12 protein-coding genes are annotated in these 11,727 nt (G+C 72.2%); 5 read left to right on the forward strand and 7 right to left on the reverse strand.

The genetic code is table 11. The features are described from left to right. Positions 1-114: 114 nt before the first annotated feature. The gene (locus tag DY157_RS04835) at positions 115-984 is read right to left on the reverse strand and encodes a lysophospholipid acyltransferase family protein (protein WP_115727474.1); all 870 of its coding nucleotides are present in this window, start codon (positions 982-984) and stop codon (positions 115-117) included. 47 nt (positions 985-1,031) lie between these two features. On the opposite strand from DY157_RS04835, the gene DY157_RS04840 reads away from it, so the two are divergent. Then, complete coding sequence (locus DY157_RS04840) at positions 1,032-2,804, forward strand: exonuclease domain-containing protein (protein ID WP_115727475.1); 1,773 nt, start codon at positions 1,032-1,034, stop codon at positions 2,802-2,804. A gap of 123 nt (positions 2,805-2,927) precedes the next feature. On the opposite strand, the gene trpD is transcribed toward DY157_RS04840, so the two are convergent. From trpD to DY157_RS04870, 6 genes are all read right to left on the reverse strand, one after another. Continuing rightward, positions 2,928-3,989, reverse strand: coding sequence for an anthranilate phosphoribosyltransferase (trpD, locus tag DY157_RS04845; RefSeq protein WP_115727476.1), 1,062 nt, complete (start codon positions 3,987-3,989; stop codon positions 2,928-2,930). After that, the gene (locus DY157_RS04850) at positions 3,986-4,381 is read right to left on the reverse strand and encodes a response regulator transcription factor (protein ID WP_115727477.1); all 396 of its coding nucleotides are present in this window, start codon (positions 4,379-4,381) and stop codon (positions 3,986-3,988) included. The genes trpD and DY157_RS04850 overlap by 4 nt, the downstream gene beginning before the upstream one ends. Before the next feature lie 122 nt (positions 4,382-4,503). Next, positions 4,504-5,484, reverse strand: coding sequence for an FKBP-type peptidyl-prolyl cis-trans isomerase (locus DY157_RS04855; protein WP_115727478.1), 981 nt, complete (start codon positions 5,482-5,484; stop codon positions 4,504-4,506). 4 nt (positions 5,485-5,488) lie between these two features. Next, on the reverse strand, positions 5,489-5,842 hold the full coding sequence (gene erpA, locus DY157_RS04860; RefSeq protein ID WP_115727479.1) for an iron-sulfur cluster insertion protein ErpA: 354 nt from the start codon (positions 5,840-5,842) through the stop codon (positions 5,489-5,491). Between the two features lie 113 nt (positions 5,843-5,955). Beyond that, positions 5,956-6,936 (reverse strand): glycerate kinase, encoded by a 981-nt coding sequence (locus DY157_RS04865; protein WP_115727480.1) that lies wholly within the window; start codon positions 6,934-6,936, stop codon positions 5,956-5,958. Continuing rightward, a complete protein-coding gene (locus DY157_RS04870) occupies positions 6,933-8,309 on the reverse strand; it encodes a M20/M25/M40 family metallo-hydrolase (RefSeq protein WP_115727481.1) in 1,377 nt (458 codons plus the stop codon). Before DY157_RS04870 ends, DY157_RS04865 begins: the two co-directional genes overlap by 4 nt. A gap of 94 nt (positions 8,310-8,403) precedes the next feature. Between DY157_RS04870 and DY157_RS04875 the strand changes: the two genes are divergently transcribed. From DY157_RS04875 to DY157_RS04890, 4 genes are all read left to right on the forward strand, one after another. Next, complete coding sequence (locus DY157_RS04875; protein WP_235827070.1) at positions 8,404-9,000, forward strand: DUF3043 domain-containing protein; 597 nt, start codon at positions 8,404-8,406, stop codon at positions 8,998-9,000. Between the two features lie 204 nt (positions 9,001-9,204). Then, positions 9,205-9,720 (forward strand): hypothetical protein, encoded by a 516-nt coding sequence (locus DY157_RS04880; RefSeq protein ID WP_115727482.1) that lies wholly within the window; start codon positions 9,205-9,207, stop codon positions 9,718-9,720. Positions 9,721-9,738: 18 nt separating this feature from the next. Next, positions 9,739-10,797 (forward strand): quinone-dependent dihydroorotate dehydrogenase, encoded by a 1,059-nt coding sequence (locus DY157_RS04885; RefSeq protein WP_115727483.1) that lies wholly within the window; start codon positions 9,739-9,741, stop codon positions 10,795-10,797. Further along, positions 10,794-11,663, forward strand: a complete 870-nt coding sequence (locus DY157_RS04890) for a TrmH family RNA methyltransferase (RefSeq protein WP_115727936.1) — start codon at positions 10,794-10,796, stop codon at positions 11,661-11,663. The genes DY157_RS04885 and DY157_RS04890 overlap by 4 nt, the downstream gene beginning before the upstream one ends. Positions 11,664-11,727: the final 64 nt, after the last annotated feature.

Genomic DNA, 11,727 nt, shown 5'->3' on the forward strand with positions numbered 1-11,727 from the left:
GTCCAGGTGCGCGAAAGGGCCGCCCGTCCCACGGACGAGCGGCCCCGGGCCCCGCGCACATGGGCGCGGGAGACGCTCAAGCGGACCCCGGCGCGGCGCGCCGGGCCCGATCCCCTACTCCTGCGGACGCTCCGCCCCGGCCTCGTCGATCGCCTCGGCGGCGGTCTGGGCGGCGCTCGTCTCCTCGGGGCTCATCTCCTCGGCGGGCTGGTCGGCCGGGCGGGTCGGCACCTCGACGACGGGGGCGGTGCGGCCGCCGGGCCCGGGTCGCCCGTTCGTGGGGACCGGACCCTCGAACTTGCCCTCGGCGGCGAGCTTCGCCTTGACGTCGGCGGCATAGAGGTCGACGTACTCCTGGCCCGACAGGAGCATGAGGTTGTACATGATCTCGTCGGTGATCGCCCGCAGGACGTAGCGGTCCTTGTGAAGGCCCTTGTAGCGGGAGAAGTCGAGGGGCTCGCCGATCACCATGCCGATGTTCGTCCGCGAGGGGATCTTCTGACCGATCGGCTGGGCGGCGTGGGTGCCGATCATCGCGACGGGGATGACGGGCGCGCCGGAGAGGAGCGCGAGGCGGGCGACGCCGGTCTTGCCGCGGTAGAGGCGGCCGTCGGGCGAGCGCGTGCCCTCGGGGTAGATGCCGAACAGCTCGCCGGACTTCAGGCGGTCCAGGCCCGCCTTGAGCGCGCCCTCGGAGGCGCGACCGCCCGAGCGGTCGACGGGGATCGTCCCGACGGCGCGCATGAACTCCTTCGTCACCCAGCCCTTGACGCCGGTGCCGGTGAAATAGTCGGCCTTGCCCATGAAGACGACCTCGCGATCGAGCATCATCGGGAGGAACACGGAGTCCCACACGGCGTTGTGATTGGAGGCGAGGATCGCCGGACCGGTCGCGGGGATGTTCTCCTTGCCGCGGATCCACGGCTTGTACGCGGCCTTGAGGACGGGGCCGCCGGTTGCCTTCAGTGCCTGGTAGAACGCCACGGTTCCTCCACGGGTCTCGAGCGTGGTCACGAATTAGAATCCACTCTATGCCCGATTCCGCTCCCGTGCCTCCACTCGCGGGCGGCGCCGTCCCGGGCGGGGACACTCGTGCGTTCGCGGCTGCACAGGTGCGCAGCCGTCTCGCCGAATCCGCAGGTCGCGGTCCCGAGATCGGGCTCGGGCTCCCCGGGCTCGGGCTCCCCGGGCTCGGCGATCCGTTCGCGACGGCCGAATTCGTCGTCGTCGACCTCGAGACGACCGGCCTCGGGGCGGGCGACGCGATCACGGAGATCGGGGCGGTCCGCGTCGCGGGCGGCCGCATCGTCGACGAGTTCCAGGAGATGGTCGACCCCGGGCGTCCGATCCCTCCGCGGATCACCGCGCTCACTGGCATCACCCAGTCGATGGTCGAAGGCGCCGATCCCATCGGAGCGGTCCTCCCCCGCTTCCTCGCGTGGTCCGGACTGTCCTCCGGCGCCGCGCCCGTCCTCGTCGCCCATAACGCCTCCTTCGACACGGGATTCCTCCGGAGGGCCGCCCGCGCCGAGCTCCTCGACTGGCCGCATCCGCGGGTCGTCGACACGCTCGCGCTCGCGCGCCTCGCGCTCCCCCGGCCTCTTGTGCGCGACCACCGCCTCGGAACGCTCGCGAGCCGATTCGGCGTCGAGCCGACCGACGCGCACCGGGCCCTCGCGGACGCGCGGACGACCTGGGGCGTCCTCGCCGGCCTCCTCGAGCTCATGGCCGATGCGGGTCTCGCCTCCCTCGACGACCTCGAGCGCCTCGCCGAGCCCGTGCCTCGTCGCCGTCGCTCGAAGGCGGCCCTCGCCGAGGGGATCCCCTCCCTCCCGGGCGTCTACCGATTCTTCGACGCCGCGGGAGCCCCCCTCTACGTCGGCTCGGCGACGAACCTCTCGAGCCGCGTCCGCTCGTACTTCACGGCCGCCGAGAAGCGCCGTTCGATTCAGCGCATGGTCGACCTCGCGACCTCGATCCGGACGACGCCGACGGCCACGGTCCTCGAGGCGCGCGTCCTCGAGCTGCGCGAGATCCACGATCTGCGCCCGCTCTTCAACTCGGCGTCGACGCATCAGGACTCCCAGCACTGGCTCCTCGTGCGCGGCTCGGGCGTCGAGTGCGCACCGCTCGTCGCCGCCGACGACGCGGACCGCGCGCTCGGCCCCTTCGGCACGCGGGCCCACGCGATGGCGGCCCGCGACGCGGTCCTGCGCGCCTTCGCCGATCCCGCGACCCCGCTCACGAGGGCGGGGCTCGCACCCGGCTCGGAGGCGGAGGCCGTCGAGGCGCTGCGCGGGGCGACGCGGATCGTCGCCGATCGACTCCGAGACCTCATGGCGGGCGCGTCGGACCTCCAGCGATTCGAGGACGCGGCGCTCCTGCGCCGGGAGCTCTCCGCCTACCTCGCGGGCCTCGACCGGAGGCGCCGGATCGTGCCGCTCGCCCTCGCGCGCAAGGCGGTCTGGGCGATCCACAGGAAGGGAGGCGGCTGGGAGGTCCACGCCGCCTCGTGGGGCCGGCACGCCGGAACGGTGGTGACGCCGCCGAGGACCCTGCCGACGCCGTGGATCGACGCCCTCATCGCCGAGGAGCCGCTCCCCCGCCCGGACGTCCTCCTCGGGACGACGCGCTGGTCGGAGACGGGGATCCTCGCCCAGTCGCTCGAGCGGCCCGACGCGCGGCTCATCCACTGGGACGGCGAGCTCCCCCGCGCCGAGTCCCCGTTCTCCCCGCTCGCCGACTCCCGGCTCCTCTCCCTCATCTCCGAGGCCGAGGCCCTCGATCCACGGCGAACCCGGTGATTCGGGCGGGGCATCGCAGGCGCTTCTCCGTCCGGCCCGAAGCGCGGCCGCATCGACGCCCGTGAAAACGCCGGGGCCCGGGATCGAGCGATCCCGGGCCCCGGCGCGACGACGCGAGACGAATCAGTCGGAGGTCGCCTCGACCCACTTGTCGAGGAGCTCTGCGCCGATGCCGTCGGAGAGCGCCCTGCGGGCGATCTCGACGCCCGCGCCGAAGCGCTCGATGAGGGTGCCGTCCTCGCGCCGGGTCCCCTCCGTCGTCCCGAAGGCGATGAGGCCGGCGGCGACGTTGAGGGCGACGGCGTCGCGGACCGCGCGACGCCCGCCCCCGGCGAGGACCTCCCGGACGACGACCGCGTTCTCGTCGGCGTCTCCGCCGCGCAGGTCGCCGATCGCGGCGGGCTCCATGTCGAAGTACTCGGTGGGGTCGAACTCGGTGAGCGTCACTTCGCCGTCCGCGACCTCCCACACCTGGTCGACGTCGACGGTCGAGAGCTCGTCGAGGCCCGTCGTCTTCCCGCGGAACACGAGGGACGAGAGCCCCCGCTCGGCGTAGACGCCCGCCATGAGGGCGGCGTTGCGCTCGTTCGCCGACCCGATCGCGCAGGCGCGGACCTTCGCGGGGTTCGTGAGCGGCCCGAGGACGTTGAACGCCGTCGGGAACGCGAGCGAGCGGCGCACGGGCGCGGCGAAGCGCATCGACGGGTGGACCTTGTTCGCGAAGAGGAACGCGATGCCGAGGTCGTCGAAGATCTCCCGCATCCGCTCCGTCGCGCGATCGAGGTCGACGCCGAGGGCCTCGACGACGTCCGCGGACCCCGACTGCGAGGTCGAGGCGCGGTTGCCGTGCTTGATGAGCGGGATCCCCAGGGCCGCGAGGACGAGCGCCGACGTCGTCGAGATGTTGACGGTCTTGTACCCGTCGCCACCGGTGCCGACGATGTCGAGGGCGTCGGAGGGGAGGTCGACCGTGAGGGCGTGGTCCTGCATCGCGTCGGCGAGGCCGTGGATCTCCGCGACCGTCGGCGTCTTGATCGCCATCGCGGTGAGGAAGGAGGCGAGGCGCGCCTCGCCGAGCTCGCCGCTCATCACCTGGTCCATCACCCAGTAGGACCGGTCGTAGTCGAGGTCACTGCCCGCGACGACGTCGGAGATGATCGGGGCCCAGTCGAGCGATTCGGTCATCGCAGGTCGCCGGCCAGAACAGCGGCGACGGTCTCCTGGAGGACGACCGGGTCGAGCGGATCGGGGATCGCGGCCGCGCCGCCGGCCCATGTGGCGAGCCAGTCGTCCTGCTGGCGGGCCGTGAGGAAAACGATCGGCGGGACGTCCCCGATCGTGTTCTTCAGCTCCTGGGCGAGGGACATGCCGCCCTCCTTCGTCGTCTCGGCGTCGAGGACGAGAAGGTCGAAGTCGGTCGACTCGACGAGTTCCTTCGCGCCGAAGGGCGTCGCCGCCTCCGACCACTCGATCTTCGGGGAGTCCTTCGACGCGCGGACGCCGACTCCGTCGATGACGGCCCTGCGCTTGTCGACGTCGGCGCTGAAGACGAGGACGCGGGCGGTGTTCTCACTCACTGCATTCACTCCTGTGAACTGGACGAAAAGGGGCCGATCGACGACCGCGCCCATTGTACGCACGCGCGGGCGGTCCGCCCGGCGGCGGACCGCCCGCGCGACGGTCGAATCGGGGGCCGAGCCTACTCGGTCTTCATCACTCCGACGATGTCCATGACGATGACCGTCGGGGTCGTCGAGGTCGAGGTCGACCCGGATTGGGCGGCCGAGGCTGCTCCGACGACGAAGACGATGCGGTCCCCGACCTTGGCGCCCGCGAGGCCGAGCTGCTTCGCCGAGACGGCGAGTGGCTTGCCCGCCCACGAGGACGATGCGGAGGTCGCCTGCCCGAAGGGGGCGCCGACGCCGCGGTAGAGGACGTAGTCGGACTCGCCGACGGTCTGCCCGGTGCCGGAGACGATCGTCGTCTGGGAGTTCGCGGTCGGGGCGGTCGCGCCGTCCGCGAAACTCAGCGTCGGTTCGACGCCCGGATCGCCGGTGACCGTGACGCCGTCGGGCAGCGCGTTCCCCGTCGCCGTCCCCTGCGTGAGGGCGTTCTCGTCGATCGCGACGTTCGAGGTCGAGTCGAGGACGTCGACGACGAAGACGAGCGTCGAACCGGCGGGGATCGAGCCGGTGGCGGTGTCCCCGTAGCCCCACTTCGGCGGGATGACGATCTCGACGCGGTCGCCGACCTTCTGGCCCTCGAGGCCGTAGGTCCAGCCGGGGATCACCTGGCCGAGGGAGAACGCGATGGGGCTGCCGGACTCGAAGGACGACTCGACCTTCGTGCCGTCCCACAGGACGAGCTCGTAATTCACGAGGACCGTGTCGGAGGTCGTGAGGGCCGCGCCGGACCCCTCGGCGAGCGTCTTCACCGAAACCTGAGTCGGCGCGTCGCCCGATCCTGCCGAGATCTCGGGATCCTCGCCGAAACCACCGGCGACCTTCGGGAAGTTCGCCTTGCCGGTGCGATCGACCTCGGGGACCGAGGAACCGGACTCGGACGAGGCGGACTGCGAGGACTGCGCCGACTGCGCAGAGTCGGAGCCGCAGGCCGCGAGGGACAGGGACAGTGCGAGGGCGAGGGCCGCGGCCGCCGCCTTGTGAAGGGGATTCGTCATCGGCTCAGTGGAAGGACTCTCCGCAGGCGCAGGTGTTCTGCGCGTTGGGGTTGTCGATCGTGAAGCCCTGGCGCTCGATGGAGTCGGCGAAGTCGATGGTCGCGCCGTTGAGGTACGGCACGGACATGCGGTCGACGACGACCTCGACGCCGTCGAAGTCGCGAACGGCGTCCCCGTCGAGGAGGCGGTCGTCGAAGTAGAGCTGGTAGATGAGGCCGGAGCAACCGCCGGGCTGGACGGCGATCCGCAGGCGCAGGTCGTCGCGGCCCTCCTGGGCGAGAAGGCTCTTCACCTTCGCGGCGGCAACGTCCGTGAGGACGACCTCGTGGGCGGGTGCTTCGATGCCGGTGTCGGACATGGCGCTCCAATCTCGGGAAGTCTCGATACCCCTTCAGGGTACGCACGCGCGGACGCGGTCGCCACGCGGGTCCGGCGCGGCGGGGTCGGGGTGAGGGACGCCACGGCGCCGCCTCAGCGCGTCCAGGTCCTCGCGATGCGCGCCCCGGCCTCCGCGAGGCCGATCCTCCCCTCGGTGAGGAACTGCCCGTGAAGGCCCCACTCGGCGCGCTCGTGGCCCGAGAGCGAGGAGTCGACGCCGAGTCCGACGACCGGAAGCGCGAAAGCGGCGGCCGTCTCGGTGACGACGTCGAGCAGGGCGTCCGCGAGGTGCGGGGAGTGGAGCGCGGGTTCGAGGACGACGACGAGGTCGGCGCGCTCCATCCGCGCGTCGAGGTCGAGGGCGGCGCGCAGGAAGTTCCCGGTCGGCACGATGCGCCCGCCGATCGCGGCGATCATCGCGGCGGCTCCTCCGGCGGCCCCAGATCCGGGCGCGCGGCCCGGAGCGTCAGCATCGGCCGACGAGCCTCCCGCGAGCGGAAGGGGCGACCGCGCGGGCACGGCGAGGACGCGCGAGAGCAGCGCGGTGAGCGCGCGATCCTGCGTCGTGCGCGCCTCGAGGTCGACGCCGAGGGCGAGAACGGAATTGAGACCGAGGAGGGGCCGAGCGGTCGAGGCGGCGGCGATGAGGTCGCGACCGCCGAGGATCTCGCGCCCGGCGGCGATCGCCCGCGGCAGCGTCTCCTCGAGCTTCTCGGACGCGAGGTCGACTCCGGCGAAGGCGGAGAGGAAGCCGAGCCCGCAGTCGACGTCGATCGCGTGGCCGCCCTCGACGACGGGGACGAGCCCGGCGTCGAGCGCCTCGCGCGCGGCGGCACCTGCGGTCGCCGTCGAGGCCTCCTCGATGCCGACAACGACGGGCGCGTAGGGGTGCTCCCCCGTGCTCGACAGCGCATCGACGAGGGCGGGGCCGGGGCCGAAGGGGACGAGGTCGATCCCCCACTCGGGCCGCACCGAGGCGAAGCCCTCCCCGACCGTCGCGAGCGCCGCGAGGGCCGAGGGGGAGGCGGGCTCGCCGCCGGCCCAATGGCCGGCGGCGAGGACGCGGGGACTCACAGGCGCGGGAGGCGCGTGAGGAGGAGGGCCTCGGCGAGGATCGCCGCGCGCAGGTCGGGGATCGACTGCGACTCGTCCTCGGAGTGGGCGTTCGTCAGCGGGTCCTCGACGCCGGTGACGACGACCTGCGCATCGGGGAAGAGGCGCTGGAAGTCCGAGATGAAGGGGATCGAGCCGCCCACGCCGATGTTCACGGACTTCACGCCCCACGCCTCGGTGAGGACCTCGTGGAGGAGCGCGGTGACCGGGGAGTCCATGTCCGCCTGGTAGCCGGGGCCGTACTCGTTCGGGGTGACCTCGACGCGAGCGCCGAAGGGCGCGTGCGATTCGAGGTGGGCGACGAGCCGGTCCATCGCCTCGCGCGGGTCGACGCCGGGGACGACGCGCATGGAGAGCTTGAAGCGGGTGTGCGGGGCGATCGTGTTCGAGGCGTTCGCGACGGGGCGCGCGTCGAAGCCGGTGACGGACACCGAGGGCTTCGTCCACGTGCGGGCGGCGAGATCGCCGGTGCCGACGAGCTCGACGCCGTCGAGGAGGCCGGCGGCGGCGCGGAACTCGTCCTCGGGCCACACGACGTCGGCGGTGTCGGAACCGCCGAGGCCCTCGATCGCGAGGTCTCCGGCCTCGTCGTACATCGACGAGATGAGCATGGCCGCGCAGGTCACCGAGTCGAGCATCGGGCCGCCGAACATGCCGGAGTGGACGGCGTGGTCGGCGACGGTGACGTCGACGGTCGCGACGCAGTTGCCTCGCAGGGACGAGGTGACGGCGGGCTCGCCGGCCTTCCAGTTGTCGGAGTCGGCGACGACGATGACGTCGGCCTTGAGCTTCTCCTCGTAGGTCTCGAGGAAGGAGGTGAAGGAGGGGCTACCGAGCTCCTCCTCGCCCTCGACGAAGACGACGACGTTGACGGGGAGGTCCGCGCCGAGGAGGCGGAGCGCCCCGAGGTGGACGACGATGCCGGCGCCGTCGTCGGACGAGCCGCGCCCGTAGATGCGGTCGCCCTTGACCTCGGCGACGAAGGGGTCGGTCGACCAGCGGGAGACGTCGCCGGTCGGCTGGACGTCGTGGTGGGCGTAGAGGAGGACGGTCGGCGCGCCTTCGACGCGGGGGCTGCGCGCGACGATCGCGGGCTTGCCCTCGACGCCCTCGGGCGTCGTCGCCCGGAGGATCTCGGCCTCGAGGCCGGCCGCCGCGAAGCGGTCGCGAACGTGCGCGGCGGACGCCTCGAGGTCGTCCTGGTGCGCGGGGTCGGAGGAGACCGACGGAATCGCGACGATCGCGCGGAGCTCGTCGAGGAGCGCATCGAAGGAGGTGCCGAGTCGCTCATCGAGGTCGGCGCGGGTGAGGATGGAGTTCGTGTTCTCGGACATGTGCCCCAGGGTAGTGGACCCGCGCGGGCCCGGGCGCCCCGATCGGCTACCCTATGGGGGTCATCCGCACACGAGAGGCACAAGGAGATCCCAGGTGTCCGATTCCGAGAAGGCCGACGACCGCACGGTCGGCAAGGGCCGCCCGACTCCGAGCCGCAAGGAGGCGCAGGCGCGCAACAGCCACCCGCTCGTGCCCGCGGACCGCAAGGAGGCCAAGCGCGAGGCCCGTCGCAAGCGCGACGAACGCTATCAGCGCGAGCAGATGGCCCTCGAGACCGGCGACGAACGCTACCTCCCGCTGCGCGACAAGGGACGCGTCCGCCGTTTCGTCCGCGACTGGGTCGACGCCCGCTGGTCGTTCTCGGAGTTCCTCCTCCCGATCATGGTCCTTTTCCTCGTCCTCATGATGGCGGTCTCTCTCATCAAGTCGCTCCAGACAACCTACGGCGCGAACATCATGATCGCCGTGACCGGCGCCCTCTACCTCCTCTTCGCGATCTCGATCATCGAGGGGATCATCGTGTGGCAGCGCCTCAAGCGCCGGCTCGCCGAGCGCTACCCGAACGACGAGATCCCGCGCGGCACCTGGTACTACTGCTTCTCGCGGATGATCATGGCGCGCCGCTGGCGCTCCCCCCGCCCGCTCGTCGCGCGCGGCGAGTTCCCGGGCGCCAAGCCCGAGAAGAAGTAGTCGGCCTCCGACGCCACGGGGCGCTCCGCATCGGCGGGGCGCCCCGTTCGCGTTCTCCGTCGTGCTCCCGCGTTCGGGCGCGCCGCGCGAGCGCCGTCCACAGGCGGCCCCCTCTCCCTCCCGTCGTCCACAGCCCACCCCCGCCCTCGTCGATCGACGAGGGCGCGATGTGGTCCCCTTGCGAGCGCAACGGAAGGAGACCCCATGTCCATCGAAACCCCGTCCCGCGCGATCGCGTCCCTGTACGGGCCGTCGGGCTGGACCCGAACCGGCGGCGCCGCCGACCTGCTCGCCCCGCTCGTCTGCGAACCGCGCTTCACCCCGGACTTCGCCCGATTCGCGGGGGTCGGCGCGCTCGAGGCCAGCGCCCTTCTCGACCTGCTCCCCGCCGCGAACCTTCACGACCGCCAGAACAACGGGCCCGAACTGCGCGAACTTCTCGACGCGGCGCAGGACCGGGAGGGCGTCGAGCTCTCCGGGTACCTCATCGGTCCGCCCCGCTGGGACGAACGCGTGAGCGTCGACGGGATCCTCGTCCCCTTCGCCGACGACCTCCCCGTCGGCGCACTCGGCGACCCGCTCGTCTACGCGCACTGGCCCGCGGTCCGCGAGGCGCTCGGCCTCACGAGCGCGCGCGGCCTGCCCGACGAGTTCCACCCGGTCGCCGTCGACCCCGCCCAGGGGGCGCGGATGTGCGCCTGGTGGATCTGGTGGGACTGAACCGCCTACCCTGGGAGCATGATCCGCGCCGCGTACTCCTGGCTCTTCCGCGCCTTCATCCACAGGTCCGATCCGGAGGCGGCGCATCGCCTCGGCCTCGGCGCGATCGCGCTCGCTGGCCGCTTCGCGCCGACCCGGTGCCTCATGCGCGCCACCCTCGGGCACCTCGACGCACCGGACCCCGCGACGCTCCCCGAACGACGAAGGGTGCGCATCGGAGAGCGGCTCGTGCCGGGCCGCCTCGGACTCGCCGCGGGCATGGACAAGGACGCGCGCGCCGTCCTCGGCCTCACCGCCCTCGGCTTCGGCTTCGTCGAAGTCGGAACGATCACGCCGAAGCCGCAGCCCGGCAACGACAGCCCCCGTCTCTGGCGCCTCATGGAGGACGAGGGCCTGCGCAACCGCATGGGCTTCAACAACGAGGGCGCCGACGCCGCGGCCGCGCGCCTCAAGGAGCTCCGGTCCTCGAGGGCCGGTCGCGCCGCGATCGTCGGGGCGAACATCGGGAAGAACAAGACGACGAGCGAGGCGGACGCCGCCGCCGACTACGAGTACTGCGCGCGACTCCTCGCCCCCTGGGTCGACTTCGTCGTCGTCAACGTCTCCTCCCCCAATACGCCGGGCCTACGCGACCTCCAGTCCGTCGACGCGCTCCGCCCGATCCTCGCTGCGGCCCGCCGCGGCTGCGAGGCATCCGTCGAGCGCGAGATGCCGCTCTTCGTGAAGATCGCCCCCGACCTCGACGACTCCGACATCGCCGCGATCGTCGACCTCACGAAGGAACTCGGGCTCGCCGGCGTCGTCGCGACGAACACGACGATCGACCACGGCCTCGGCGACGGCGGCGTGTCCGGCGCGCCCCTGCGCGACCGAGCCCTCGAGGTCGTCCGATTCGTCGCCGAGCGCCTCGACGACGACCAGATCCTCATCGGGACCGGCGGGATCTTCACCGAGGCCGACGCGCGGGCCATGCTCGATGCGGGCGCCGACCTCGTCGAGGCCTTCACCGCCTTCGTCTTCGAAGGGCCGTCATGGCCGGGCGAGGTCAACCGCGCGCTCGCGAGGGGCCGCGCGTGATCATCCCCCTCGATACCGCCGACCTTTCCGCCGATCCGCGTCTCGCCGACTACACGGCGCTCAAGGACGTCACACTCCGCGCGAAGCTCGAACCCGAGCGCGGCCTCTACATGGCCGAGTCGACGAATGTCATCCTCCGCGCCCTCCAGATCGGACACCGGCCCCGATCCTTCCTCATGGCGCCCCGCTGGTACGAGCAGCTCGCGCCCCTCATCGAGGAGTCGACGGGTGCCGCCGACGGCGGCGAGGTCCCGATCTTCATGGCCGAGGAGTCCCTCCTCGAGACGCTCACCGGCTTCCACCTCCACCGCGGGGCGCTCGCCGCGATGCAGCGGCCGATCCTCCCGCCGGTCGCCGAACTCCTCGCGACCGCACGAAACGGTGAGCCCGCCCGCAGGATCGTCGTCCTCGAGGACCTCGTCGACCACACGAACGTCGGCGCCGCATTCCGCTCGGCTGCCGCCCTCGGCGTCGACGCCGTCCTCGTGACGCCGAGCTGCGCCGATCCGCTCTACCGGCGCTCCGTCCGCGTCTCCATGGGCACGGTGTTCCAGGTGCCGTGGACGAGGCTCGAGACGTGGCCGGCGATGGACGAGCTTCACGCGGCGGGATTCACCGTCGCCGCTCTCGCCCTTTCCGACGATTCGATCAGCCTCGACGACTTCATCGCCTCCACCGACTGCACGGCCCCGGGCGCGAAGGTCGCCCTCGTCATGGGCACCGAGGGCGACGGGCTCAAGCGGCGGACGATCGCCCAGTGCGATCGGGTCGTCCGCATCCCGATGTCCGGCGGAGTCGACTCGCTCAACGTCGCCGCGGCCTCGGCCGTCGTCTTCTGGGCGACGCGCGGGGTCGGTACCCACTGAGAAGCGGCCGGCGATCCACTGGATCGCCGGCCGCCGCGTATTCAGGGCACCCGATGCGAGGACG

The sequence above is a fragment of the Actinomyces culturomici genome, assembly GCF_900499005.1.
GTDB lineage: Bacteria > Actinomycetota > Actinomycetes > Actinomycetales > Actinomycetaceae > Pauljensenia > Pauljensenia culturomici.